The following is a 24,550-nucleotide window of genomic DNA, read 5'->3' on the forward strand; positions in this document are numbered from 1 at the left end:
TTAGGAAACGAATTGACCTGCGGGTGAGGCGGTTAGGAAGGCTATCGGCCGATGAATTTTTCTATTCGCCACGAAACGCCAGCGTGTGGTGTAATTTGCAGAGAATGCGTCACTACCGATGGAGGAGATATTGAGCGAGAAAGACCTGGCGACGCTGTGTGCAACGATCGAGCCGGAGATGGCCCGGCCGGTCTATGTCTACTGTTCCTTTCCCGACTTCACGTTGCCGGCGGACTTATTGCCGTTATGTACTTTCCGGGAAGTCGAAGGATTGACCGCGGTGATCGATCTGCAGGATGCCGACCGTCATGCGCTGCCGTATACTTTTATGGCACGCCTCATCACCCTCAAGGTGCATTCGAGTCTCGACGCGGTGGGTTTTCTCGCTGTCGTTTCATCTCACCTGGCCGAAGCCGGAATTCCATGCAATGCGATCGCCGGTTATTACCACGATCATATTCTTGTCCCCGTCGATCGCGCGGATGAGGCGCTTGCCGTTCTCGATGGGATACGTCATTCAAGTGTGTGCTCGCACTGGGGATAGTGGCCGGAATCTGCCATGATTCAGTGAGTTTTATTGACAGGTGGATAGTTAACGTACCGGAAACGATGCTCGCCTTGCATCGAATGATTCTCCTTTCTAGATTGCCTCTGTAGGGTTATACATAAGAGCAATTGAGAATTGGGGAGTCGTTACCCTCTCGACAGACGCTCGAAGAGGAAGGGAGGGCATATGTGCCAGTCCGATAACGGTCATCCTGATACAGCCGATAGCGAGGACACAGCCGGGTCAGTCGATTACTGGCGAACGCGTTTCAGGGATGCCGAATCTGCAGTATCCCGCCTGTCGGCCCGTTTGCGTGGGCGCGATCAGCGGATCCTGCTGCTCGAGCGCGCACTTGCTCGCACGGTCGCCCTCCACCATGCACTCGAAGATAGCCTCGAGCAACGTCTGGAGCAGTGCACCGGGCAACTCGACGGCGTTCGTGAGCCGGAGAAGACGGGGAGGGAGCCAGCAGATCAGCCTGACAAGGGCGTGACGATCCGGCTGCCGCACCTGACCCGCACGCTCTCGCAACTCTTTGACGTGATGTGGGAGCATTGGGCGCAGTGGGATCCAGAGCGTCTGCCCAAGTCCTCTACCGTTGCTCGTGCAATTGATGTGAAGATGGGCCTCAAGGGGCAGGCCACCGGTGAAGCCTCACGCAGCGCGCAGACATTTGCGGCGGCGTTGCGTCCCGACGCCGTCAACGAGACAGATGGACGCCACCATTGACGATTGATTCCGACGGACGGTCCTGACGACATGACGGAATTGCCCGTCAATGCATCCTGTTGCTTGAATCGGATCTGTGCCGAGCAGATCCGGACAGAGCCAGGAGGACGGAAGTCATGTCGGATTCAATACGTGTGGTGGGCGCGATCTTGCGTCGTAAACAGGTCGAGCAGGTTGTCGGTCTGTCTCGTTCTACCATCTATCAGCGCATCAAGGACGGTACGTTTCCAAGGCCGGTATCGCTGGGCGGACGAATGGTCGGCTGGCGCACGTCGGATATCGAGCAGTTCCTGGTCGATCCGGCCGGATACCGAGTGTCGTCGAGCCCGTCCGACGGGGAGCGCAATGATGATTGATGCCCCCCGCGCTTCACTGGAATCCCGGCTGGATAACTGGGCAAACGCACCGCGTGGTCCACACGATCCGATTGACGCGGCGAAGATCGAGGAGGCATGGAGATGTCTCGAGCCTCGTCACAAGGAACTGCTTCGCATGGTATTTCTGTGGCATACCGGACGTGAGATTGTGTGTCGCCGCCTCAAGATTCCGCGCCATCCGCGCAGTCGTTTCGAGCTGGAACTCGCCTCGGCGAAGCAGGCTCTCGCCCGTCTGCTAGAGAAGGGGCGGGCGTAAAAAAGTTTCGGATCTTGCTGGATTGTCCCGGAAATTGACGGACGATGGAACGGAAATCTCGGCGATTTTGAGGCTTGCATCGCTACAAAATCGCGCCTACAGTGCAGTCAACAACTTGTTCCGGTCGACGAGCAAACGCACGACCGAGTACGCGTTAGCGGCCCCGATGTACCGACGTATGTGCGTTGGCGTGGTGGTCGCAATGCGAGCAAAGCCTGCGAACCTGATGGTTGCAGGCTTTTTTAATTTCTGGCGCTGATCCCCTTGAACCCGCGGCGTGCCTCCCCGGCCCCGCGGGTTCCATTTTCCGCGCACATCCGTTCCGGTATCTCGGTGCTTGATGGATCGGATCGACGGAAGGTGGGACATGAAGATGGATCGAGTCGTTCTCTGGTGTCGTGAACTGCGCGTGATGCGCAGTATTGCGCGGCGTTGGTCGATTGCGCTGGTACTACTCGCCGGCGCCTCAGTCTTCACACGGGGTGAGGCACATGCGGACGACTGGGGCTGCCAGGTCATGCTCTGTCTGCCCAACCCCGGCGGTCCCGAGCAGTACGGCGAGTGCGTGCCGCCGATCGAAAAACTGTGGCGCGCGCTGCGTCACGGCGATCCGTTTCCGACATGCGATTTCGGTGCAGGTGGCTCGCAGGGCACGTCCGTAACCAACACTTTCGCCAGCGGTGGCTATTGCCGCGAGGACTTGCTGTACTGGGGCGGTCCGGAGCAAAGCGAGCTGCTGTGCCGTGCAACCGGTGCAATCAACGTCGAGATCAACAACCAGCTCTATACCCGCGTCTGGTGGGACGTCGGCGGACATGGGCCAACGATCACCGAATTCTACGGCGCAGGCGGCACGCCGGTGCCCTATGATCCGGCGCGGTCGGCAGCGCTTTTGCTGCGGCGTATGGAACAGCAGGCCGATCGCTTTGGTGGGGGGAATTGATCATGCCCCTCGACTTCATGACGCTCGCGCAGCAATGTGCACCGCAGATCGCTCCGATCACCATGGCAGCGATCGTGCGCACCGAGTCTGGGTTCAATCCCTATGCGATCGGCGTGGTGCATGGTCGGCTGCGGCGGCAACCATCGAGTGTCGCCGAAGCGATGGCAACGATGCGCGCGTTGGACGCGAGTGGCTGGAACTTCAGCGTCGGACTCGCACAGGTGAATCGCGCGAACTGGTCGGCCTATGGCCTGACCACTGAGAACGCATGCGAGCCGTGCCGCAATCTGGCGGCGGGCGCCGCGATCCTGCAAGGCTGCTTCACTGCGGCCCGGAACAGGCGGTTCCATGCAGAGGCCGATTCTCAGGCTGATGCGCAGACTGCGCTGCGCGCGAGCCTGTCTTGCTATGCGAGCGGCAACTTCTCGACCGGCTACCGGACGGGGTACGTACAGCGCGTCGTGGACAACGCGGCGGCATGGTCGCCATCGGCACCGACTGTGCCGGCGATCACACCCATCCCGGTCGTGCCGATCGATTCCGCGACATTGACTCGCTCACCGCGCTTCAGATATGTGATTCGACAGCCATTACGACAGGATGGTGATGGCGTGACTGCCACATCACCAACCACGGAGCAGCAGCGCGAACAGGAAAGTAGTGCAGTGGTGTTCTAACTAACCGTTTTGACCAAAGCAGATAGCGATCGATCGAACTGGAGAAGATCATGTATTTAGGATTACATTTTAAATCGTGGAAATTCGATGTATGGGCGACGCGACTTCTGTTCGACCGAAAGGCGGCGCGGGCAATCGCTATCTCCGCTTCGACCCTGATGTTCGCGACCTCGGCATGGGCGCAGCTCTCCCAGGTCAATACGCTGCTGAACACGATCCAGACGACGCTGCTTGGCGTAGGCGGCGTCATTTGCTCGATCTCGATCATCTGGGCGGGTTTCCGGATGATGTTCCAGCACGCGCGCTTCGGCGATATCGCGAATGTCTTTATCGGCGGGCTCTTCGTCGGCTGTGCGACGGTGATCGCCGGGATGTTAATCCCGACGAGCTGATTTCGAGAGCCGAATCATGAACTCGCTCAAGGATACCGTCTTCAAGGGCTGCACCCGTCCCGCGATGCTGTGGGGTGTACCGCTCGTGCCGTTCCTGATGATCGGCGGCGGCATGCTGATTCCGGCCGTCTGGGCGCTGCTCGCGAGTCCTCCGGTAGGCGTCGCCATCCTCGTTCTAATGATTCCGGTATTCGTCGCGATGCGCGTGATTACGCGACACGACGACCAGCGCCTCGCGCAGTATGCGTTGCGCCTTCGCATGAGGCTGCGTCAGCGAAACCGCCGGTTTTGGGGCGCGCACGCCTACGTGTCGGTCTGCCTGAAGAGGAGGGCGTGAGATGCCGGCCGAACCGCAACTTGTGTCCGTCGCGAACCGGGAGGTGCCGCTTGCGAGCTATATCCCGTACTCGGCGCACGTGACCGACCACGTCATCAAGACACGCGAAGGCGACTACCTGCAGATCTGGAAGGTCGCCGGCATTGCATTCGAGGCAGCAGATCCCGCCGACATCCTCGCGCGGCATGATGGGTTCAACCAGTTCGTGCGCGGGCTCGCGGGCGGGCATGTGGCGCTTTGGTCGCATCGCCTGCGCCGGCGCGTATCGGATCACTTCTCGACGCAGTACCGCAACCGCTTCTGCGAGGAGCTAGCCACCCGCTATTACGCGAGTTTTTCCGGCTACCGGATGATGGCCAACGAGCTGTACCTCACGATGGTCTACCGGCCAAACCGCACCCGGCTGGGGCGCGTCTTTAGCCGCGCTGCACGCCGCACGCGCGACGACATTCGGCGCGACCAGCTCGACGCGCTGAAGGTGATGGCGGAGCTTGCTGCCCAGGTTGAATCGAGTCTCAAACCCTACGATCCGGTCGAGCTTGGCGTCTATACCCGGCAAAGTCCATTTATCCCGACACCGCGCCGCTATTCGTCGGCACTGGAACTGCTCGGCTATTTGGTCAATGCGGTCTGGGAGCGCGAACCGGTGCCTGCTGGCCCGATTCGAGAGGCACTGCCGACCTCGCGCCTCTTCGTCGGGGCCGAGAAGGTCGAGATTCGCATGCCGGCGGCGACCCGCTTCGCCGCGATGCTCGACCTCAAGGATTATCCGGAAGACACCGAGCCGGGCATGCTCAACGGCCTGCTGTATGGCAACTTCGAGTATATCGAGACGCAGAGCTTCACGATCCTCGACAAGCCCACGGCAAAGCAGGCGCTGGAGCGGCAGCGCAACCAGCTCATAGCGGGCGAGGATGTCGCCGTGTCCCAGGTCGAGGCGATCGACCGGGCGCTCGATGACCTGATCAATGGCGATTTCGTCCTCGGCGAATACCACTATTCGCTGGCCGTGCTCGGGGATACGCTGGACGAGGTGTCCCGAAGCATCGCGAAGGCCCGCACCCACCTGGCCGATGCCGGCTTCCAGGCAGCGCTGATCGATCTCGTTGCCGATGCAGCCTGGTTCGCGCAGCTACCGGGTAACTGGCGCTACCGGCCGCGCGAAGCCAAGCTCACGTCCCGCAACTTCTGCGGCCTGTCAAGCCTGCACAACTTCGCAACCGGCAAGCGCGACGGCAATCCATGGGGCGAGGCGATCACGATCGTCAAGACACCCAGCGGCCAGCCGCTCTATCTGAACTTCCACGCGACGCCGGACAAGCAGGACTCGCTCGACGAGAAGGCGCTCGCCAATACCCAGATCATCGGCCGGGCCGGCGCGGGCAAGACGGTCCTCGAACTGTTCCTGCTGGCGATGGCGACGAAGTATGGCATCACGGCTGTGCTGTTCGACAAGGATCGCGGCACGGAGATCGCGATCCGTGCGATGGGCGGCACCTATACCGTGTTCCGCCGCGGCGAGCCAACCGGGCTGAATCCGTTCCAGATGGCACCGGGCGAGCTCGTGATCGACTTCTGGGAGCGGCTCGTGCGCAAACTCGTCGACATCGGTGAGCCGCTGTCCGCGAAGGACGAGCTCGACATCTCGCGCGCCGTGCGCGAGGTCGCGCGCATGGACAAGCCCTTGCGTCGCCTGTCGATGGTACGGCAGCTCCTGCCGAATGTGGGCGAGAACAGCCTGCATGCGCGGCTTGCCAAATGGTGCGCGGGAGGGCGGCTCGGCTGGGTGCTCGACAACCCGGCCGACCATATCGATCTGGCGCACTCGAACCTCTTCGGTTTCGACGATACCGAACTGCTGGACGATACCGAAGTGTCGACGCCGGTCACGATGTACCTGCTGCATCGGACCGAGAACCTGATCGACGGGCGGCGTTTCATCTATGTGATGACCGAATTCTGGAAGCGCCTGGGCGATCCGGTCTTCACGGATTTTGCGAAAAACAAGCAGAAGACGATCCGCAAGCAGAACGGGCTCGGGATTTTCGATACCCAGTCACCGGCGGATGTGCTGCGCAGTGACATCGCGAGTGCGCTGATCGAGCAGAGCGCCACGTTCTTCTTCCTGCCGAATCCGCGTGCCGACTACGACGATTATGTGCATGGCTTCAAGCTGACCGAGGCCGAATTCAACATCGTGCGAAACCTCGGCGAGAACAGCCGCCTGTTCCTCGTCAAGCAGGGCCATCGCTCGGCCATCGGCCGGCTCGATCTCGCGAGTCTTGGCGACGTGCTCGACGTGCTGTCCGGCACGACCGACAACGTGGAACTGCTCGACACGATCCGCGCGCAGGTCGGCGATGCCCCGCGAGACTGGTTGCCCGTCTTCCATGAGCAACTGGCGAAGCGGCGGGCGGCCCAGGTCAGTGTGCGCCCGTCTCCATTGCCGGGCTCGGGAGGTGCGCGATGAGCGGCCTCTTTACCGCCGTGGGCGGCACGCTCGAGAACGGCATGTCGACCTACGTCACGAACGTGTCGTCGGCGCTTTCCGGCGCGCTCGCGCCTGTCGTCACCACGGCCGTCACGATCTGGGTGATGGCCTACGGTCTCGCGGTGGTGCGTGGCGAAGCGCACGAGGCGGTGCCGGCTTTTGCCTGGCGAGGGCTGAAGGTGGCGATCACGCTGGCATTCGCGCTGAGCGCTGGGATCTACCAGCAGCAGGTCGTGACCGCTGTCGATGGTGCGACGTCGGGGCTCGCCCAGACGATTCAGAACGCGGCGAACACGACGGGTGGTGGCAATCCAGGGTGCGGCGCGGTCAACGGCGGCAGCGTAACGGGACAGGGCACCGCGACCAGCATCTACCAGACGCTCGACTGCTACGACCAGCAGATCGATCTCGTGATGGACGCCTACTTCGACAAGGCGACGCACGAGGGAATCAGCCCGAGCGGCGTGGCCGCCGCCATTGGCGATTTCCTGTGCGGCCTGATCGCCGCGCTCGGCGGCTCGATCTTCCTGATTGTCCTGGCCTTCGAGGTCGTGATGGCGCGCATGCTGCTCGATCTCGTGCTCGGGCTCGGCCCGATCTTCATTGCCTGCGCGGCGTTCGCGCCGACCGCGCGCTTTTTCGAGGCGTGGACCGCGAAGGTCGTCAATTACGCGTTGCTGCAGGTTCTTGTTGCCGCCTTCCTCGGCATGGCGCTCACGGCATTTTCGGCCGATCTCACTTCGTTTCATGCGACGGGCAGTCCACCCCGTGCCGATGCGTCGGCCCTGGTGCAAGCCATTTCTGCCTCTCTTGACGATGCTGCTGCGGCGGCTGCCGCGATTGGCCTCTTTGCGACCGGCGCGTTCCTCGCGATGGTCGGCTGGCAACTGCCGTCCGTTGCGGCGGGCCTGTCTGGCGGCGCAACCCTGTCGGGCTTCGGGGCGTTTGTGGCCGGCATGGCGTCGCGAAGCCTCGTAACGGCGATCGGACGGGCGTTCAGCCGCAACGGACGAGGGCCACGGCCCGGTGGCGAGATTCACGACCGGACGGGTTCAGGTGGTGGATCGGGCGGCGCTACGGCGCCGGCTTACCAGCGCGCCGCACGCGCGAATCTGGGCCAGCAGGGCAGTTGAAGAGGAGGTGGTGGCCATGAACGGACGAAGCAGATGGATGAGTGCCGCACTTGTGTGGGCGGCATGGTGCGCCGGAGCTCAGGCACAGGGTATCCCGGTCTATGACGCGCAGAACGTGCTGCAGGCCATTGCCACGGTTGGCCAGCTCAAGCAGGAAGTGCAGCAGGAAATCCAGATCTACCAGTCGACGGTGGGCACGCGTGGCTTCGGCACGCTTCTGAGTAATCCGGTCGTCGCCAATTCGCTGCCGTCAAACTGGCAGAGCGTCTATACGGCGGTCCAGAACGGCGGCTATGCGGGCCTGACGGGCAGCGCGCAGGCGTTGCGCTCAACGAGCCAGATCTACAACTGTGAGGACCAGACTGGGATCAACCAGCAGGTGTGTCAGCGCGCGCTCAACAAGCCGTATCAGGACAAGGCGTTCGGCCTGCAGGCGTACCAGACCGAGCTGCAGGAACTGAACCAGATCCAGAGCCTGATGCAGCAGATCGACGTGACTCAGGATCCGAAGGGCGTCGCGGAGTTGCAGGCGCGTATCCAGACCGAAACCGCGGCGGTCGGCAACGAGATGACCAAGCTGCAGCTTTTCCGGATGCTGGCTGACGCCGAGGACAAGCTCGTCGCCGAGCAACTGAGCGAATTGGTGCTGAGCCGGGCGGGCAAGACCAACCGGCTGCAGGACCAGATGGTTCCGGCGGTGTTCGGAAACTGAGGAGATCACCATGTCCATGCTGACCTCCCTGACGCTGGCCGGGTGCCTCACCTGGAGCCTGGCCGCCTGCAGCAGCGGGCCGCCGAAGCCCGTGTTGCCGGACGGCCTGCATCGTGTGCCGGTCAACCGCGTGCCGCCTGTGCCTCATGTGCCGGCTGCTCCGGACCAGCCCGCTTCTCCGGATGCCGGAGAGCGGTTATGAGCGCGTCGCACGATTATGGCCGCGTGCTCGACATCGAGGCGTCGCTGACCCACCTGCAGGAGCGCTCTGAACGGCGCGCGTGGCATGTCGCCTACGCGGCGATTGGCGTCGCCGTGCTCAGCACCACGGCGCTTGCGGTGATGGTGCCGTTCTATCGCGTGGTGCCGTTGCCCATTGAGGTTGATCGTCTGACTGGCGAATCCCAGGTGATTGACGTGCTCGACGCGCGCCATGTGCATACGAAGGAGATCCAGGACAAACACTGGGTCGAGACCTACGTGCGCGCACGCGAGCGCTACGACTGGGGGCTGCTGCAGATGGACTACGACAGTGTGCTCGCCATGAGCGATGACGTCGTCGCACGCGATTACCGCGGCATCTATAGCGGTTCCGATGCGCTCGACCGACAGTTGGGACCCGGTGTCGAGCGGCGCATCCGGATTCTTTCGGTCACGCTGCCGCCCGACGAACCCGGTCATGCGGTCGTGCATGTCGGGCGTACGTCGTTCAGGAACGGCGAGGCCCATGCCGAGCCCACACAGCGTTTCGTGATCACGCTGGCCTATACCTACCGGCCACCCGTGTTCACGCGTGAAAGCGTGGCCATTGCCAATCCATTCGGCTTCAAGGTCACGGCCTATAGCCGTGACGCGGAATATACGCCGCCGGCGTCCGCCGCGGCTGAGGGAGGCACGCCATGAAAACGCTTCCCTTTGGTATCGCGCTGGCGAGCCTGCTGTTCTCGGGTATGGCTCACGCGTCCGATCTGCCCGGATGGAACGACGACTCACGCGTTCGCCAGGTGATCTATCGCGCGGACGAGGTGGTGCGCATCGAGGCTCAGCGCGGCTTTGCCACGCACATCGCGCTCGATCCGCACGAGCACATCCAGGTCGTCGCGCCCGGAGACCGGGACGGCTGGCAGGTGGTCGCGAACAAGGGCGATCACGACGTGTACCTGAAGCCGCAACTCGCCGCGCACGACTCGAACCTCGAGATTCGCACCGACCGGCGCAGCTACAGCTTCGATCTGGTGGTGCTCCCGCTCAAGTCGAAGTTCGGCAACGACCGTGTGATGTACCGCGTGTCCTTCGTTTATCCGGTTGAGCTGGAGAAGCAGGCTCATGGGGAGTCGGATGCGGTGCTGGTCGCGAAGCGCCTTGCGCAGCCGCCGGCCGTGCGTAACGCGCGGTATTCGATGCAGGTCATGCCGAACTCCGACGACATCGCGCCGATTGCGGCATGGGACGACGGCCGCTTTACCTACCTGCACATCCCGAACAATCGACGCATGCCGGCGATTTTCCGGGTAGCCGACGACGGCACGGAAAGCGTGGTCGACAAGCACATCGAAGGCGACACGATCGTCGTGCACGAGGTCGCGAAACGTTTCGTGCTGCGGCTCGCGGGCGAGGTCGTTGGAATCTGGAACGACGCTTATGACATGGGCGGCGTGCCGCCCCATGACGGCACGACGGTCAACGGGGTGAAGCGCGTTCTGCGGAGCCACGGCGATGAATGACGATACCCCACGCAATGTGATCGAGCCGGACGATGCTTCCGGCTCGCAGGCTGGACGTGGCCAAAACGAGGGGGCGTCGGGTGCTTCTGCGGATCGCGGTATGCCGGCGCTGGGCCAATACCGCGGCGCCCGTCCGTGCGCTTGGTGGGTGACGCCGGTTGTGATCGTGTTGGTCATCGGTGCCGGTGCAGTCTGGACCGTGCATGGTTTCCTCGCGCGCCACGATGCTGAGGCGAAGGCGCGGCGCGATTCGGTAGCCGATACGTCTGCCCAAGGCCGCGTGTTCAAGGATCTGCCTGCGTCGGCGGCTGGTAGTCCGGCCTCGGCCCCGGTACCCACGAGCGCGGTTGCAGCTCATTCCACGCCGGCGTCGGGTACGGCTGCTGCTGCATCTGCTCGCACCATGCATGCCGTGGCGTCTCGCAGCTATTACGACGCACCATTGCTGGCGACCGGCAACGGGTCAGAACTTGCGGGTGGATCGCCAGGCACCCTGGAGGCGGTGGGGATTGCAGGTGCGGCTTCATCGGATGCAGCCGCCGTGAGCCGTGGTGCGGGGGCTTCAGCCCAAGGGCCGGGGCAGGCGGGCGGCGCGCTCGCCCAGGCGCTGACGCCGACCGTCACGCCGCGCGTGCAGGCCGGGACGCTGGGCAACCGGAGTTTGGTGCTCGCGCTGGGTGCCAAGATCGACTGCGTGGGCGATACGGCCTTCGATTCGACCGAGGCCGGTATCTCGACCTGCACGGTGACGAAGAACGTGTATTCCGACGATGGCAGCGTCTTGCTGATTGAACGTGGTTCGCAGATCAACAGCCAGTATCGCTCGAACTTGTCGCCGGGCCAGAAGCGGGTGTTCGTGCTGTCGGCCCGTATCAAGACGCCTCTCGGCGTCACGGTCGAGATCGACTCCCCCGCGGCCGATGCGCTCGGCCGTATGGGCATCGACGGCTACGTGGACAACCACTGGCCCCAGCGCATCGGCGCGGCGATGCTGCTTGGCATTACCGAGGACGCGATCGGCTACCTGTCGACACGCGGCGGTAACACCAACGGATCGGTGGTGTTCCAGAGCACGCAGCAGCAGGGCAACGACATGGCCACGCGCGTCCTCGACAGCACGATCAATATCCCGCCGACGCTGACGCAAAACCAGGGCGCGGAGTTCACGATTGTGATTGCGCGTGATCTGGACTTCGGATCGGTGTATGCGCTGCAGCCGGAGAGCACGCGATGACGCCTCATGCGCACCTGTCGGATGCCTCCCGCGACCCGGTGCTGGCCCGGCTGCCCGACGACGCGTCGGTACGCGAACTGATGCGACCGTTCGCGCCGCTGCTTGACGATCCCGGCGTGACGGAACTGGTGATCAACCGACCGCAGCGCGTTCTGACCGAGAACTCGCTCGGTTGGCACGGCCACGATTGCGGTGATCTCGATTTCGACCGGCTCATGTCATTCGCCGTAGCGGTGGCTACGCTGACCAACCAGGAAGTATCGGCACAGCATCCGATTCTGTCGGCGTTGCTGCCGGGGGATGCGCGCATCCAGATCGTGGTGCCGCCGGTCGTGCCGTCGCGAACGGTGTCGGTGACGATCCGCCGCCCCTCCGCACGCGAGAAGACCCTCGATGCATACCGTGACGAGGGGCTGTTCGACGACACGGTATGGCACCGTCCGGATGGGCTCGATTCAGCCTTACCCACGTTGCGAACCGAAAACCGCAAGCTTATCCGATGCCTGGAAGAGCGCGACTGGGGCGCGTTCTTCGACGGCGCGGTCACGGGCCGGCTCAACATTGCGGTCGTCGGCAATACGGGGTCTGGCAAGACCAGTTTCATGAAGACCCTCTGTCGCTCAATTCCGGCCACGGAGCGGATCGTGACGATCGAGGACGTCCGCGAACTGTTTATCCGGCATATCGAGAACTGCGTGCACCTGCTGTACAGCAAGGGCGGGCACGGCCAGGCGCGCGTGACACCCGCTGATCTGATCGCGAGCACGATGCGCATGCGTCCGGATCGTGTTCTGCTGGCCGAGCTGCGCGGTGCCGAAGCTTACGACTTTCTGAAGCTCCTGACGACCGGGCACGCGGGTTCAATTACGAGCTACCACGCGCCCAACGCGACCGTCGCAATCGAACGTTTCGCGCTGATGGCGAAGGAGCATCCCGAGGCCGCTGCCTGGGACGATGCCGCGCTCAAGCGGCTGCTGTTTCTGACCATCGATGTCGTCGCGCACATGGACGCGCGCCCGGTCTTCAACGCAGCGGGCGAGCAGACCGGCAAGCACTGGGGCATGACGGAAGTCTGGTTCGATCCGGTGCGCAAGGCGCGCACCGCGTTCGTGTAGGGAGCGGCCATGAATCATCCGTCTTCTCCTTTGCTTCAGCATACTCGGACGGCCGCAGTGACGTTGGCCATGCTGGCTTGCCTCATTGGTGGACTGGCAGCGTCGCTCTGGCTCGCGTCGCTCTTCCTGTATGCAAGCCTGCAGATCAATCCGCTGCACGCGGGACTGTGGGGTTGGCTCGATGCTGCGCTGGCGTGGCGAAACGGCGTGATTCCGAACGTCGGTCGCAAGCTCGCGGCGGCGGCGCTCTTTGGCGTGCTCCTGTCCTTTGGTGGCCCGGTCTTTGGCTTGCACGCGCTATGGTCGAGCTCGAACCGACGCCGCCTCTATGGCAGCGCGCGCTTTGCGAGCGAGTCGGAAATCCGTCAGGCGGGGTTGCTATGACGATGAGCACGCACCTCGATACCCCACCCGCAATTGTCGTAGGCGTATGGCGCGGGCGCTACCTGCGCTTTGCCGGTCAGCAGTTCGTGCTGCTCGCGGCGCCCGCCCGCTCGGGCAAGGGTGTCGGCATCGTGATTCCGAATCTGCTCAGTTTTCCTGATTCGGTCGTGGTGCTGGACATCAAGCAGGAGAATTTCGCTGCAACGGCCGGCTTCCGGCGCGCGCACGGGCAGGATGTGTATCTGTTCAATCCGTTTGCCGAAGACGGCCGCACGCATCGCTACAACCCGCTGTCGGCAATCTCGGACGGCCTGTTTCGGGTGGGCGAGATCCTTGCGATCGGCTACGCCCTTTATCCGCCGGGCGGTCACGACGATTTCTGGAAGGACCAGGCGAGAAACCTGTTCCTCGGCATCGTGCTCCTGCTGTGCGAATGGCGTGACGCGCGCCGGGCCGGTAAGGGAACGTCGATTCCCGACTTCCCGATCACGATGGGCGAAGTGCTGCGACAATCGTCGGGTAACGGCATGCCGGTCAAGACCTACCTGCAGCGTGCATTGATACAGCATCGTGACTTGCTGACCGGGCCATGCGTCGATGCACTGAATCGCTTTCTGTCGAACGACGACAAGGTGCTGGCGAGTGTGCTGGCGACCTTCAACGCGCCGCTCACGATCTGGGCCAATCCGATTGTCGATGCGGCGACGAGCGCGAACGATTTCGACCTGCGTGATGTGCGCCGCCGACGCATGTCTATTTATATCGGCATCACGCCCGACCATCTGTCGGAGGCGGCGCTGCTTGTCAATCTAATGTTCTCGCAGCTCGTCAACCTGAATACGAAGCAGTTGCCGGAAGCCGATCCCGCGCTGAAATTCCAGTGCCTCGTGCTGCTCGACGAGATGACTTCGATCGGGAAGATCCAGATCATCGCACGCGCGGTTGCCTATATGGCGGGCTACAACCTGCGCTTGCTGTCGATCGTCCAGTCGATCGCGCAACTTGAATCCGTATACGGGCGAGCCGATGCGCGCACCTTCATCACGAACCACGCGATGCAGATTCTTTATGCGCCGCGCGAGCAGAAAGATGCAAACGAGTATTCGGAAATGCTCGGCACGTTCACCGACCAGTCGCGCAGCGTGAGCCGCCCGAATACGTTCTTCGGCGGCCGCGGTGGATCGAGCGAAAGCGTGTCGGAGCAGCGTCGGCCGTTGCTGTTGCCGCAGGAACTCAAGGAACTCGGTCGCGACAAGGAAATCATCGTGCTCGAAAACACCAAGCCAATCATGGCCGACAAGATCTGCTACTGGCGCGATCCCGAGTTTGCGTCGCGTGTAGTAGCAGCACCATCCGTACCGTCCATGAACCTGGCCCACTTCAGTGCGGTGGCCGAGCGTCGGCTTCGCGATCTGCATCCCGACGAGATCGATCCGGACGGTGCGGGGCTGATCCATCTGCCGCCCGAGTACCTGGAAGTGTTGCAGGCGTGGGATCCACGTTACCTGCCGCCGAACCTTGCCGACATCAGCGAGGAGGAGGCCGTGACCTACGTGGAACGGCATTTCATGCTGCTGGGGGTGCCAGCCAGCAAGGTTGTGCAGGCAAGGCGCCACATGCGCGTGGACGATCTTGACGTGGCGGAACTCGATTTCGTTGAGCCGGCTCGGCGTGCAGCCGCAAGCGGCCCGCGAGGGATGGGAGTCCTGCAATGACGACATCCAATGTGGGTGATGCGGACCGTGCGCGTGCCGCGCTTGCAGTGATTCCGGCCGATGACTACGAGACCTGGGTTGATATGGCGTTTGCGCTCAAGCACGGATTCGGCGATGAGGGTTTTGAAATTTGGGATGCATGGAGCCGAACGGCTGCCAACTATAACGAGCGTGCAGCCCGGACCACGTGGCGCTCAGCCAGCGCGTCGGGCGGCAAGACGCTTGCCACGCTGTTCTGGCATGCGCGCCAGCATGGCTTCGATCTGAAGCGAACGAATTATCCGGACCGCATGACCGCCGTACTCGCACCGTCTCCTGAGGTACTGGCGCAGCGGGAGCGCGAGGAAGCGCAACGGCAGGCACGGCATGCGGCTGTTGCCCGCGAGGCCACGTCGATCTGGCAGTGGGCGAGGCCAGTCGGGCCAGAGCATCCGTATCTAGTGCGCAAGCACCTTGAGCCGATGGACACGCTGCGCGAGCTGGATGCGCTGGAGCTGCGCGCGCTGCTCGGCTATTCGCCGGCCGGCGAGGAAGAACCGCTGACGGGGCGCGTGCTGATCGTGCCCGTCTGGAACGGACCGATCTGGACACTGGAGCTGATCGACGAACACGGGCGGAAATCGTCACTGGCCGGCGGCGTGAAGAAGGGCGGCTACTGGATGACGGCGCCGACGCTGGTTCCGGCCAACGCATCTTCACTGATCCTGATCGCTGAAGGCATGGCGACGGCATTGTCCGCTTCACGCGCGACGGACTGGTTCGCGGTGGCGGCGCTCTCGAGCGGGAATCTGGGGCAGGTGGCGCAGAGCCTGCGTGAACGGTATCCCGATGCGGATCTGATCGTGCTGGGCGAACTGGGCAGTGGCGAGGCGCCGGCCCGGCGGGCCGCGGAAGACGCGAAGGCGCATCTGGCTTGGCCACGGTTTGCCGCAGATGCGCGCATCCACGACAAGGTGCCGAACGATTTCAGCGATATGGCGGTGTTGTCGGGCTTTGATGCCGTCGGCGAACACCTGCGCGCTGTGGCCCGTTCGGTTGTGAAGGCGGGTGGTCAACCGGATGTCTCCACCGTATCCGGCATGACTGTGGTTGAGGTGGATCAGCGTGAGGAGGACGGAAAAATGGGCAACGTCAAGGAAAGGCTGCTGGCCGACGAGGAAGGCCCACCGCGTCGCCGATCCTCGAAGCGCAGTGCGCCGAAACAGGCCGTGCCAGATGTGCCGACAACGGACGGCGCATCCGGCTCGGCACCGCCATCGGTGGATCCTCCTCCCAGTGCAACGTCGGCTGCGGCCCCTCCGGTTACCGATCCTCCGCGGTTTGCGTCGTCGCGCCCGCCGGTCGGCGAGCCGTTGTTTGGCGTGGGTGATGTTCCCAACGAGGTCAGGGCGCTGGCGGAACACCGGTTCGGATCTCCGCTCAGGATGGGGACGCCGCGCGAGAACGGCGGGCCGTATCGCGGTGAGGTATTCAACACGGAGCATTACCTGATCCAGGAAGTCGCGACGCGCAGTGTCGTATTTCACCGCAAGGATCAGATGACATTTGTGTCCGAGCGCCTGAAACGGATGGACGAAAATGCGCGGCTGAACGGTTCCGAGTTGCAGGTGGGTTACGACGGTGCCCAAGCGAAGGTCTATCCGTGGGATCGTGCGCGGGAGCTGCTGGAACGCGCAGTGGGCTCCCTGAAGAAGTCCGCCCGCGAGCTGAATTACAGCCCGAATTTGGAGGGGATGCTCGATCAGTTGCAGGCGAGATCCTGGACACGTATCCGGGAGGCGCGGGCGGCCGCGCTTGAAAAATCGAGGGAACAGGATGCGTCCCGCGAAGCAGGTTCGACGCCTGACCGATAAGGCGCGGCAGCGTAGTGCTCAAGTGCAACGCCGATCTTGAGGATGTGAGGTGGTGACATGGTTCAGACAACTTCCGCTCACGAGGCCGATCCGGTCATCAACGTGATCGAACAGGATGTACCGGGCAACAGTGGCAGCCCAGCGCCGTCGGACGATCGTCGGGACGCGCTGGACTCGGCTGCGATGGACGCCGTATCCGCTCGTCGCCGGCGCGAATTCGATGCTGCCCGTACAAGATTGCGCGATCAGGCGATCCGTGACGATGCGGTCACGCCGCAACAGGTCGATACCCGATCACCGGTCGGGATGACGGCCGAGTTGGATCGAGGCCGTGCGCCGCTCGACCAGCCGCCCGAACGCGTGCGCAAGCGCTACCTGCGCGCCGGCAATCAGTATTTCCTGAAGGATGCCCCGTATCAGCTTGCGTTCGAGGATCTGGGGCCGTATCTCGTCACCGAGCACAACCGGCCGGACGTGGTCGAGTCGATGATCGACATGGTCCGTGCGAAATCGTGGCGGCGCGTTCGCGTGTCGGGTCACGAGGCATTCCGCAGCGAGGCGTGGCTGCAGGGCACGCTGCTCGGCATCGATGTGAGCGGCTACGAGCCGAAAGCGGCGGACCTGGCTCGTCTTGCGGATGCCCGACAGGCGCGGCAGGACAATCGCATCGAGGTGGCGGCGGAGGTCGATGCGACGGCTGCCGCAGGCGCGCAGGGTCGCGCGGATGATCGGGCCGTGGCTTCGTCCGCGCTGCAGGTTGACCCAGGCGCGGCCGTCAACGGAGCCTCACCATCCTCGTCAGTCCATGCACCCGCATCGGAACCGCCTATCCCGGAAGCGAACCGGAACGCAGCAAACGACGACGCCGACGCCCCTCGGCGATACGCCGGCGAACTGCGTGAGCACGGTGGCGCTCCGTACCAGCACAATCCCGCGCGCAGCGACTCGTACTACGTGGTGTTTCGCGACGAGGCGGGAACCGATCAGGTGGTGTGGGGCGTGGATCTCGAGCGTGCAGTGAGGGAGGCGAATGCGGAGATCGGGCAGCAGGTGACGCTCGAAAACCTGGGCAAGCGCTTCGTCACCGTGCGGGCGCCGATCCTCGATGATGAAGGCAGGGTGATCGGCGAAGAGGAGAAAGACGTTTATCGCAATACCTGGCAGGTGGAGGTCGTGCAGCGGGACCGGATAACCTCCGTCTCGCCGCCACAATCCGACAGTCCGGTCGGTAGCGAGAATCGATCCGTCGATTCACATGCTGAGCCTGTTACCGCGCAGGCGCCGCATCGCCGTCGTGACATGCAATATTCGGAAAGCGAACGGGCATTGCATCTGGCCGTGCTGACGGCAGCCATGCGCGAGCAGGGTTTCAGCGAGCGTTCCGTTGCCCGCGTGCAGCAGCGTGCTGAACGCATGCTGGTTTCGTTCCAGAGCGAGGGCATTCCGGTCCCGACACCGAAGGTATTCGATCCGAACGCACCGTCGGGCCGGGATCGTCGTAAGCGTCCCGCTCCAGAACGCACGCCTGCCCGGGAGATCGACCGGACGCCACCTGAACCGTCACCCCCGTCACCGACTCGTTGAGGTGAATCGTGGTCGTGCGCGAGCGTTTGTGCGTTGAACTCGGGCCCGTCCGGTTGCGCTGGGACGACTGGTGCGCATGCCGCGGTTTGACGGCGGGCGAGGGCGTGCGCCAGTTGATCGCAATCGCCATCCGCGACGATGCGGACGGGGAATCCAGCGCGATCATGCCGGGCCTGCCCCGGCTGGTCGTCGGGGAGCCGCGCAGTCGAATCGAAATCCGGCTGACCGTTGCGGAACTGAGCGCGGTCGAACAGCGCGCGACTGCGTCGGGTCTGAGTAGTAATCGCTGGATCGTGTCGCTAGTTCGTGCGCAATTGACGCGGGAGCCTCAGTTGGGCGAGCACGAATTGCGTGCGTTGTCTGTATCCAGTCAGCAGCTGGCCGGGATCAGCCGCTTGTTGGGCCAACTTGCGCGCGCCAGCGGGACAGAGCTCGCGTGTCGGGACCTGACGTCTGAATGGGCAGATATGCGAAAACACATTGATGACCACCTGCGTGCGACTGTGGCCGTCATTCGCACAAACCTCGATCGATGGAGCCGCTGACATGCCTTACCCAAAAATCTACATTGACGCGATGCTCGTGAATTGGGGCGATCGGTTATTTCAGGAGCCGTTGCTGCATGCGCGCGCATCGCGGCTTTCCCGTGCCGGTATTCGGGACGACGCCGCCCGCATGCGTGCCCAGGTCGCTCGCACGCTCAGGCGCACCCCGGAGGTCATGGTCAAGATCACCAACAAGGCGGCCAGCGCGCAGGGCATGGGTGCAGTGTGTCGGCATCTGCGCTACATTTCCCGTAACGGCAAGATCGAACTGGAGGACCAGAACGGCGACCGTATTGCCGGCAAGGATGCACTGCGTGATCTCACAAAGACCTGGCAGCTCGGCGGGTGGGGCATCCCGGAGACCAGCGCGCGCCGCGAGGTTTTCAACATCCTGTTGTCGATGCCGCCGGGAACGGATCGGCAGGCGGTGCGCGATGCGGCGCGGGACTTCGCGACGCTCGAGTTCGGCGACGGCCGCGCGTATGTCTTCGCGGCGCACGACGACGAAGCGCACCCACACGTGCATCTGAGCGTTCAGGTGCGTGGCCCGGACGGTCGCCGCCTGAATCCGCGCCACAAGGATCTCCAGCGCTGGCGCGAGCATTTTGCGGAGAAATTGCGGGAGCACGGTGTCGACGCGAATGCGACGCCTCGGCGTGCTCGCGGCGTGACGCAGCGCTATCCGAAGCCGGCCGTCGTCCATATGATCGCGCGCGGCGAAACGCCGAGGAACTGGAAGCCGCTGCCGACTGAAGCACAACGCGACTCGGGGTGGGTTGCGCACGGCGGCGTATTCGCCGCCTGGCGGGAGATGGCCTACGCGATGGCGAGGTCGCGTACGCGTGAGGATCGTGCGATGGCCGTTGAAATGGCGTACTTCGTTGGATCCATGCCGGTGCAACGAGACCGGCCTGTGCTGGGGCGTGAGCAGGATGCCCGACGCGAGCAGCCGGAGCGCCAGGTGCCGAATACCGTAGACCGCTCAGAGGATGCCAAGCCGGATATGGAGCGTTGATGTCCGGAGGGCGTGAAGGCCGTGCCTATCGCGCCGTGGATGGGAGGCAAGTGTATTTGCCGGGATGGTTGAGCATGTGGAAATGCAGCACGCGGTCGGTGGCGCAGTGTCCACTGCCCCGCGTGGAGAACTGATCTTCTACGGTTGGCACAGAGCGGATGATCCGACGGGGCTATTTTGATGGCGGCCTCGATCGGATGGTGTGGAGACTGCTGGTTTCGAGGCGGGCAGAGGGTGTAGCCTAGGTCCGCCCGGATCGTTCATCGATCGAAAAACCACACTGGTCCCGCCTTGAATGTCGCGAAGAGTAGAAAGAGCAGGGTGATCGCGAGAATCGGGATACCGTACAGTGCTACCGGGAAAAACAGTACGAGTTGGAGCGTCGATCCGCCCACACCATACGGCAGGTTCGTGTCCCGGACGTTCTCGTAGATCAGCCAGACGATAGCTGCAAAACCCATTGCGATGAGGACCACGCCACCCGACGTCGGTTCATGATGGAGGAATGCTGTGCCCCACGCGACGTATCCCCACCAGAGGAGATTGATGCCTATGGCCGCAAGCCAGAATCCACGCGTGGTGAAAAAGCTGTAGCCGAACCGACGCCGGCAGTGGCTGCCGAAGAGCTGGATACCCTTGGCAATTCCAGCAACTGCGCCAAGGATAATCGTAATTTTCAGAATCTCCATGGAATAATCTCCCGGATATTTGGCCCGATTGCATCGCTTGTTCGGTTGCTCAGAAAGGACTGTCATAAAGGGTGAATTGCTGATCGTCACTTTTTACCATAATAGATGGTCATGTCGTAAATGCAACGATCCCTATTTATTGATATTTTATGTATTGTTGTTATTGTTGATTTTATTTCATCGAGGCGAAAAATTTTTCACCAGGAACGAAGCTGCTGGCGGATGAGCATCACGTCGATACATAGTGACCCGATGCTCAACAGTTTCGACATGTCTTGTCGTAGGGCGCGGCCATATAGATCCAGGAGTAACTGGCTCCATGGGTTGTTATGACGCGCGTCAGAAATTTTTGTATGTATTCCGGAAAGCGAAGAATTTCCATTTCGATCGAATTTGGACAAGATGGGAATGTCAATCTGAGCGACGATTCGGTTGTCTCTCGTTGCGAAAGGAGGTTGATCGTCCCTCGCCAGAAAGACCAAAGTCGCAATGAGTTCAACGTCTTCATCCAGGCGACCATCAGCCGCATGACGCTCCTGAGCGACGGCAAGACTATAAGACAACACCATGTCCTTGCCGCGTTGGGTGATCCAGTGCTCGGCCCGTTTCAGCTCCTCGTTGAGCATCTGCAGGCGGCTGTATTCCCGCGCAGTCAATGTCGAGTAGCGCTCGCTTGACGGGAAGGGGACTGACATTCGTTCCATATCTGGCACCTGATGATGGGACACCGGACTTGCCTCGGGCCGGTCGTAGCTGTCTAGTCTCCTCATCCAAGTCCTCGGATACTACGAAGATCGTAGTATCTAACCAGGCTTTTTGCAACGATATTCGTAGCTTCGTTTGCCACGAGCTACCATGAATGTCTGCTGCGCAATCTGTATTTGGAACGCGGCTAAAGGAGGCTCGCCTGAAGTCCGGGCTATCTCAGAAGCAGCTCGGGATCGAGGCGGGGCTGGATCCCTTTGTCGCCAGTACACGCATTAACCGCTACGAACTTGGCATTCACAAGGTGGAGTACACCTTTGCCGTTCGTCTCGCGGAAGTGTTGCGTGTCCCGGTCGCGTTCTTTTACGCAGATGATTTCGAATTGGCTCGCCTGATTTTCGCGTTTGGCCGGCTGCCGAATTCACAGCGCAGCAAACTCGTGTTGCAGGCTGAGGCTTGGGCGGCCGAGTAGGGGGACTCGGCCGGGGTCATCGCCAGCGTCCCGAAGCAGCCATCTGGCGACAGCTTAGACTTGACTCGAGACCGGTCGTTGGAGCGCGTGTCCCTGCTGGTGTCGATTGCGGTTTTCTACTATCGCCATTGCGATGATGGCGGGTTATTTTGCTATCGGTTTTGTAAAATTGCGACGCATACCGGCGTTGGCAACCTCGCCCGACGTCCCGGGCGCGGCTGAGGCTCGCCCACTGGAGACGGCTGGCATGGATGGCATTGCCGGTAGCATCCAAGCCTTCCCGGCGGGATGACGGTACATGCCGCGAGCCCATGGGTCACAGTGGGCAGACGACCACCTGTCATCTACGCCACAATCTCGATCGATCATGATTGCCCCACGAGACTCTTGGTCCCGCCGGGCACCCTGTACCGCGGGAATATTCTGCTTGATGCGTCATACCGGAGAAAGAGGCCACGAGGCTCTCCCGGGGTTGGTACTGCAGGAACTCGCTACTCGTCCGCTCACCCATGAAGATCGACTACATCGCGCTATATCAGTACCGCAATTTTGCCCTCGCACGCATCAATCTTGCCAAGAACACCCTGGTCATCGGAGGCAATGACGTCGGCAAGACCAACATGATCCACGCGCTTCGGGTCCTGCTGGACAAGAGCCTGTCCGACGCCGACATTGAGCCTTCCGCACGCGACTTTCACTGCGCCCCGACGGGCCAGCAGGCGGATTCCTTCCGCATCCGCATCGCATTCTCCGAAGTCACCGAAGACGCCGTTCTCTCCCAACTCAAGGGCCACGTCAGTGCCGGTGGTCAGTTTTTCCTGGAATTCCGCGCCAAACGTGCCGATCTCTCCTATGCGCTCTTTGCCGGCCCGCAACCGGAGCTTCTCGAGGAAATTCCAAGCCGGTTCTATTTGAAGTATTTGCACCTGAAGTACATCCACTCGCAGCGCGACCTGTTGCGCTATATCCGTTCCGAGAAGCGACACCTCCTCCGGCTCGCACAGGAGTCCCGTACATCCGCCCAGGCGGAGGCCGACGCCAATGCTCTGCAGGGCCTGGGACAGTTATTGGACACGGTCAATGCTGGCATCAAGAACCTTCACTACGTGTCGGCGGCGACCCAGGATGTCAACGCGGAACTGCAAGCTCTGGCGCATCATCACGCCGGCTATGCCGTCGCCCTGGATACCGGCGCCATTGATATCCAGCAGTTCATCGAGCAACTGGAATTGGGGGCGAGCACGAACGGTTCACGCGTCATGTTGGGAGGAGATGGGCGCAACAATCAGATCCTGCTGGCCCTGTGGAAGGCCAAGAGCGTGCTCGAGCATGACCAGGAAAACGAGGTCGTGATTTATTGTGTCGAGGAACCCGAGGCGCATTTGCATCCACATCAGCAACGCAAGCTCGCTGCCTATCTCATCAGCGCCCTACCTGGGCAGACTATCGTAACCTCCCATTCGCCGCAGATCGCCGCCAGCTATCGGCCCGATTCGATCGTGCGTCTGCTGCGTACAAATGGCGCGACACTTGCCGCGAGCAAGGGCTGCTCGGCCTGCATCGACGAAGCTTGGTCAGGCCTTGGCTATCGGATGAGCATTCTGCCCACAGAGGCTTTTTTCGCGTCCGCCGTCATGCTCGTAGAGGGACCATCGGAGATGCTCTTCTATGCCGCCCTTGCACGCGCCCACGGCTTTGACCTGGATCAGCGCAATGTGTCGCTGCTGTCGGTCGACGGCGTCTCCTTTGAAGTATATAAGCGGGTTCTAGACGCGCTGGAAATTCCGTGGGCGATGCGCACGGACAACGATATCTCCGACATCTTGACAGGTTCCCTATCGGCCCGGGTACGCAAACGTCAACTGGCGGGGATGAACCGAGCCCTGAACCTTGCAGGACAGACACCCCTACAGCATCGCGATCCACCGTACGATCAGGCCGCGTCGCACGCCGACGGGACATGGGCCCGAGTTTCTAGTGCCGTGGCGCCCCATGGTGTCTTCCTGTCGCGTGTCGACCTTGAGAATGACATTGCCTCAGAACTCGGCGCTCTGCTAAATGGCTTCAATGGCATGAACGTGTCGGACGCCATTGAATATTTGCAGGGCAAGAAAGCCCTTCGGATGCAGGAATTTCTGCTGCACTGCGGTGCTCGACTCCAGGCACAGCCAAATGGAGACCTGCTGCGTCCGCTCCAGTATTGCCTCAACGTCGCCGCCCAAGCCTGATCCATGTCCACCTTTACCCCCACCCAGGAGCAGGACAATGCGATCACATTCCCGAAAGACATGGTGGTGGTCGCCCGCCCTGGCAGCGGCAAGACGAGCATTCTGACCCAAAAGAATCGTCGGTTACTGTCGGAGGTGCGCGATTACCAAGGTGTCGTCGCCATTTCCTTCACCAACAAGGCGAGCGAAGAACTTGAACACCGGTGCAAGGCGAATGGTTTCGATGTCAAGCAATCGTTCTTCGGCACGATCGATGAATTTTGCCTGCGCGAGATTATCCGCCCCTTTGCGCGCCATGTGAGGCGCGTCGCGGCCGAAATGGCCACGACCAAGGTTGGCGAGTTGCCCGAGACACTGACGCCGTTTCTGCCATCACGGCCGATCCAACATGCGCGCCTTGCCGATACGCCTCAGTTCCTGCCTTTTCTCTGGGCAGCACTCACACAGGGATATATCCCCCTTGAAGCGGTCGGCATGCTGGCCTGCCATATCGTGGATGAGTCCCCCGCTTGCCGGCGATATCTGCAGGCCCGCTACCGTGCCGTTTATATCGACGAATATCAGGATAAGTGTTCACGAGAAACTGGTTTGAAAAGCGGAGCCGTAGCCGCGTAGCAGCTCCGCGAGTTCAGCGTCGATGGTTTCCTTGGTCCAGGTGACGAAGCGACGCCATCGGTACTTCAATTGCCGCCA

Annotated in this window: 27 protein-coding genes; 25 read left to right on the forward strand and 2 right to left on the reverse strand. The window is 62.1% G+C overall.

What is annotated here, in order from left to right; genetic code table 11:
- Positions 1-130: 130 nt before the first annotated feature.
- The 22 genes from G3N94_RS06625 (at position 131) to G3N94_RS06730 (ending at position 19,763) form a co-directional block, all read left to right on the forward strand.
- A complete protein-coding gene (locus tag G3N94_RS06625) occupies positions 131-544 on the forward strand; it encodes an ACT domain-containing protein (RefSeq protein ID WP_346778658.1) in 414 nt (137 codons plus the stop codon).
- Between the two features lie 189 nt (positions 545-733).
- The gene (locus G3N94_RS06630; RefSeq protein ID WP_205791320.1) at positions 734-1,276 is read left to right on the forward strand and encodes a hypothetical protein; all 543 of its coding nucleotides are present in this window, start codon (positions 734-736) and stop codon (positions 1,274-1,276) included.
- Between the two features lie 116 nt (positions 1,277-1,392).
- Positions 1,393-1,632, forward strand: coding sequence for an AlpA family transcriptional regulator (locus G3N94_RS06635; protein ID WP_205791322.1), 240 nt, complete (start codon positions 1,393-1,395; stop codon positions 1,630-1,632).
- A complete protein-coding gene (locus tag G3N94_RS06640) occupies positions 1,622-1,909 on the forward strand; it encodes a hypothetical protein (protein WP_205791324.1) in 288 nt (95 codons plus the stop codon). Before G3N94_RS06635 ends, G3N94_RS06640 begins: the two co-directional genes overlap by 11 nt.
- 367 nt (positions 1,910-2,276) lie before the next feature.
- Positions 2,277-2,852, forward strand: coding sequence for a hypothetical protein (locus G3N94_RS06645; RefSeq protein ID WP_205791326.1), 576 nt, complete (start codon positions 2,277-2,279; stop codon positions 2,850-2,852).
- Positions 2,853-2,854: 2 nt separating this feature from the next.
- Positions 2,855-3,529: a lytic transglycosylase domain-containing protein gene (locus tag G3N94_RS06650; RefSeq protein WP_205791328.1), complete on the forward strand. Its 675-nt coding sequence runs from the start codon at positions 2,855-2,857 to the stop codon at positions 3,527-3,529.
- 50 nt (positions 3,530-3,579) lie between these two features.
- Complete coding sequence (locus tag G3N94_RS06655; protein WP_205791331.1) at positions 3,580-3,921, forward strand: TrbC/VirB2 family protein; 342 nt, start codon at positions 3,580-3,582, stop codon at positions 3,919-3,921.
- Positions 3,922-3,937: 16 nt separating this feature from the next.
- Positions 3,938-4,258 (forward strand): VirB3 family type IV secretion system protein, encoded by a 321-nt coding sequence (locus tag G3N94_RS06660; protein ID WP_205791333.1) that lies wholly within the window; start codon positions 3,938-3,940, stop codon positions 4,256-4,258.
- 1 nt (position 4,259) lies between these two features.
- Entirely contained in the window at positions 4,260-6,728 is a 2,469-nt protein-coding gene (locus G3N94_RS06665) for a VirB4 family type IV secretion/conjugal transfer ATPase (protein ID WP_205791335.1), read from the forward strand.
- Positions 6,725-7,882, forward strand: coding sequence for a type IV secretion system protein (locus G3N94_RS06670; protein WP_205791337.1), 1,158 nt, complete (start codon positions 6,725-6,727; stop codon positions 7,880-7,882). Before G3N94_RS06665 ends, G3N94_RS06670 begins: the two co-directional genes overlap by 4 nt.
- A 16-nt stretch (positions 7,883-7,898) precedes the next feature.
- Positions 7,899-8,594: a P-type DNA transfer protein VirB5 gene (gene virB5 / locus G3N94_RS06675; RefSeq protein WP_205791339.1), complete on the forward strand. Its 696-nt coding sequence runs from the start codon at positions 7,899-7,901 to the stop codon at positions 8,592-8,594.
- A gap of 10 nt (positions 8,595-8,604) precedes the next feature.
- Positions 8,605-8,796 (forward strand): hypothetical protein, encoded by a 192-nt coding sequence (locus tag G3N94_RS06680; RefSeq protein WP_205791341.1) that lies wholly within the window; start codon positions 8,605-8,607, stop codon positions 8,794-8,796.
- Positions 8,793-9,497, forward strand: a complete 705-nt coding sequence (locus tag G3N94_RS06685; RefSeq protein WP_205791343.1) for a type IV secretion system protein — start codon at positions 8,793-8,795, stop codon at positions 9,495-9,497. The genes G3N94_RS06680 and G3N94_RS06685 overlap by 4 nt, the downstream gene beginning before the upstream one ends.
- Positions 9,494-10,318 carry a TrbG/VirB9 family P-type conjugative transfer protein gene (locus G3N94_RS06690; protein WP_205791345.1) on the forward strand — a complete coding sequence of 275 codons (825 nt, stop codon included), beginning with the start codon at positions 9,494-9,496 and terminating at the stop codon, positions 10,316-10,318. The genes G3N94_RS06685 and G3N94_RS06690 overlap by 4 nt, the downstream gene beginning before the upstream one ends.
- Positions 10,311-11,552, forward strand: coding sequence for a type IV secretion system protein VirB10 (virB10, locus tag G3N94_RS06695; protein WP_205791347.1), 1,242 nt, complete (start codon positions 10,311-10,313; stop codon positions 11,550-11,552). Before G3N94_RS06690 ends, virB10 begins: the two co-directional genes overlap by 8 nt.
- Positions 11,549-12,667, forward strand: a complete 1,119-nt coding sequence (gene virB11 / locus G3N94_RS06700; protein ID WP_205791349.1) for a P-type DNA transfer ATPase VirB11 — start codon at positions 11,549-11,551, stop codon at positions 12,665-12,667. Before virB10 ends, virB11 begins: the two co-directional genes overlap by 4 nt.
- A gap of 9 nt (positions 12,668-12,676) precedes the next feature.
- A complete protein-coding gene (locus G3N94_RS06705) occupies positions 12,677-13,051 on the forward strand; it encodes a hypothetical protein (RefSeq protein ID WP_205791351.1) in 375 nt (124 codons plus the stop codon).
- Positions 13,048-14,766, forward strand: coding sequence for a type IV secretory system conjugative DNA transfer family protein (locus tag G3N94_RS06710; protein WP_205791353.1), 1,719 nt, complete (start codon positions 13,048-13,050; stop codon positions 14,764-14,766). Before G3N94_RS06705 ends, G3N94_RS06710 begins: the two co-directional genes overlap by 4 nt.
- Positions 14,763-16,619, forward strand: a complete 1,857-nt coding sequence (locus G3N94_RS06715) for a PriCT-2 domain-containing protein (RefSeq protein WP_205791355.1) — start codon at positions 14,763-14,765, stop codon at positions 16,617-16,619. Before G3N94_RS06710 ends, G3N94_RS06715 begins: the two co-directional genes overlap by 4 nt.
- Before the next feature lie 57 nt (positions 16,620-16,676).
- Positions 16,677-18,203, forward strand: coding sequence for an LPD7 domain-containing protein (locus G3N94_RS06720; RefSeq protein WP_205791357.1), 1,527 nt, complete (start codon positions 16,677-16,679; stop codon positions 18,201-18,203).
- Between the two features lie 8 nt (positions 18,204-18,211).
- Positions 18,212-18,748 carry a plasmid stabilization protein gene (locus tag G3N94_RS06725; protein WP_205791359.1) on the forward strand — a complete coding sequence of 179 codons (537 nt, stop codon included), beginning with the start codon at positions 18,212-18,214 and terminating at the stop codon, positions 18,746-18,748.
- Between the two features lies 1 nt (position 18,749).
- Positions 18,750-19,763, forward strand: a complete 1,014-nt coding sequence (locus tag G3N94_RS06730) for a relaxase/mobilization nuclease domain-containing protein (protein WP_205791361.1) — start codon at positions 18,750-18,752, stop codon at positions 19,761-19,763.
- Positions 19,764-20,023: 260 nt separating this feature from the next.
- Here G3N94_RS06730 and G3N94_RS06735 read toward each other — a convergent pair whose 3' ends face one another.
- Both G3N94_RS06735 and G3N94_RS06740 read right to left on the reverse strand, forming a co-directional pair.
- Positions 20,024-20,452, reverse strand: coding sequence for a hypothetical protein (locus G3N94_RS06735; protein WP_205791363.1), 429 nt, complete (start codon positions 20,450-20,452; stop codon positions 20,024-20,026).
- Between the two features lie 197 nt (positions 20,453-20,649).
- Positions 20,650-21,180: a hypothetical protein gene (locus G3N94_RS06740; protein ID WP_205791364.1), complete on the reverse strand. Its 531-nt coding sequence runs from the start codon at positions 21,178-21,180 to the stop codon at positions 20,650-20,652.
- Positions 21,181-21,311: 131 nt separating this feature from the next.
- Between G3N94_RS06740 and G3N94_RS06745 the strand changes: the two genes are divergently transcribed.
- The 3 genes from G3N94_RS06745 (at position 21,312) to G3N94_RS06755 (ending at position 24,472) form a co-directional block, all read left to right on the forward strand.
- Positions 21,312-21,629 (forward strand): helix-turn-helix transcriptional regulator, encoded by a 318-nt coding sequence (locus G3N94_RS06745; RefSeq protein ID WP_205791366.1) that lies wholly within the window; start codon positions 21,312-21,314, stop codon positions 21,627-21,629.
- Positions 21,630-22,138: 509 nt separating this feature from the next.
- Positions 22,139-23,857 carry an AAA family ATPase gene (locus G3N94_RS06750; RefSeq protein ID WP_205791369.1) on the forward strand — a complete coding sequence of 573 codons (1,719 nt, stop codon included), beginning with the start codon at positions 22,139-22,141 and terminating at the stop codon, positions 23,855-23,857.
- Positions 23,858-23,860: 3 nt separating this feature from the next.
- On the forward strand, positions 23,861-24,472 hold the full coding sequence (locus tag G3N94_RS06755) for a UvrD-helicase domain-containing protein (RefSeq protein ID WP_205791371.1): 612 nt from the start codon (positions 23,861-23,863) through the stop codon (positions 24,470-24,472).
- Positions 24,473-24,550: the final 78 nt, after the last annotated feature.

The organism is Burkholderia sp. Ac-20353 (genome assembly GCF_017104785.1).
Lineage (GTDB): Bacteria > Pseudomonadota > Gammaproteobacteria > Burkholderiales > Burkholderiaceae > Burkholderia.

Excerpts from the sequence above, each read along its gene's own strand:
- G3N94_RS06630 (WP_205791320.1), top strand. The coding sequence starts at position 734 with ATGTGCCAGTCCGATAACGGTCATCCTGATACAGCCGATAGCGAGGAC.
- G3N94_RS06635 (WP_205791322.1), top strand. The coding sequence starts at position 1,393 with ATGTCGGATTCAATACGTGTGGTGGGCGCGATCTTGCGTCGTAAACAG.
- G3N94_RS06640 (WP_205791324.1), top strand. The coding sequence starts at position 1,622 with ATGATGATTGATGCCCCCCGCGCTTCACTGGAATCCCGGCTGGATAAC.
- G3N94_RS06645 (WP_205791326.1), top strand. The coding sequence starts at position 2,277 with ATGAAGATGGATCGAGTCGTTCTCTGGTGTCGTGAACTGCGCGTGATG.
- G3N94_RS06650 (WP_205791328.1), top strand. The coding sequence starts at position 2,855 with ATGCCCCTCGACTTCATGACGCTCGCGCAGCAATGTGCACCGCAGATC.
- G3N94_RS06655 (WP_205791331.1), top strand. The coding sequence starts at position 3,580 with ATGTATTTAGGATTACATTTTAAATCGTGGAAATTCGATGTATGGGCG.
- G3N94_RS06660 (WP_205791333.1), top strand. The coding sequence starts at position 3,938 with ATGAACTCGCTCAAGGATACCGTCTTCAAGGGCTGCACCCGTCCCGCG.
- G3N94_RS06665 (WP_205791335.1), top strand. The coding sequence starts at position 4,260 with ATGCCGGCCGAACCGCAACTTGTGTCCGTCGCGAACCGGGAGGTGCCG.
- G3N94_RS06670 (WP_205791337.1), top strand. The coding sequence starts at position 6,725 with ATGAGCGGCCTCTTTACCGCCGTGGGCGGCACGCTCGAGAACGGCATG.
- virB5 (WP_205791339.1), top strand. The coding sequence starts at position 7,899 with ATGAACGGACGAAGCAGATGGATGAGTGCCGCACTTGTGTGGGCGGCA.
- G3N94_RS06680 (WP_205791341.1), top strand. The coding sequence starts at position 8,605 with ATGTCCATGCTGACCTCCCTGACGCTGGCCGGGTGCCTCACCTGGAGC.
- G3N94_RS06685 (WP_205791343.1), top strand. The coding sequence starts at position 8,793 with ATGAGCGCGTCGCACGATTATGGCCGCGTGCTCGACATCGAGGCGTCG.
- G3N94_RS06690 (WP_205791345.1), top strand. The coding sequence starts at position 9,494 with ATGAAAACGCTTCCCTTTGGTATCGCGCTGGCGAGCCTGCTGTTCTCG.
- virB10 (WP_205791347.1), top strand. The coding sequence starts at position 10,311 with ATGAATGACGATACCCCACGCAATGTGATCGAGCCGGACGATGCTTCC.
- virB11 (WP_205791349.1), top strand. The coding sequence starts at position 11,549 with ATGACGCCTCATGCGCACCTGTCGGATGCCTCCCGCGACCCGGTGCTG.
- G3N94_RS06705 (WP_205791351.1), top strand. The coding sequence starts at position 12,677 with ATGAATCATCCGTCTTCTCCTTTGCTTCAGCATACTCGGACGGCCGCA.
- G3N94_RS06710 (WP_205791353.1), top strand. The coding sequence starts at position 13,048 with ATGACGATGAGCACGCACCTCGATACCCCACCCGCAATTGTCGTAGGC.
- G3N94_RS06715 (WP_205791355.1), top strand. The coding sequence starts at position 14,763 with ATGACGACATCCAATGTGGGTGATGCGGACCGTGCGCGTGCCGCGCTT.
- G3N94_RS06720 (WP_205791357.1), top strand. The coding sequence starts at position 16,677 with ATGGTTCAGACAACTTCCGCTCACGAGGCCGATCCGGTCATCAACGTG.
- G3N94_RS06730 (WP_205791361.1), top strand. The coding sequence starts at position 18,750 with ATGCCTTACCCAAAAATCTACATTGACGCGATGCTCGTGAATTGGGGC.
- G3N94_RS06735 (WP_205791363.1), bottom strand. The coding sequence starts at position 20,452 with ATGGAGATTCTGAAAATTACGATTATCCTTGGCGCAGTTGCTGGAATT.
- G3N94_RS06745 (WP_205791366.1), top strand. The coding sequence starts at position 21,312 with ATGTCTGCTGCGCAATCTGTATTTGGAACGCGGCTAAAGGAGGCTCGC.
- G3N94_RS06750 (WP_205791369.1), top strand. The coding sequence starts at position 22,139 with ATGAAGATCGACTACATCGCGCTATATCAGTACCGCAATTTTGCCCTC.
- G3N94_RS06755 (WP_205791371.1), top strand. The coding sequence starts at position 23,861 with ATGTCCACCTTTACCCCCACCCAGGAGCAGGACAATGCGATCACATTC.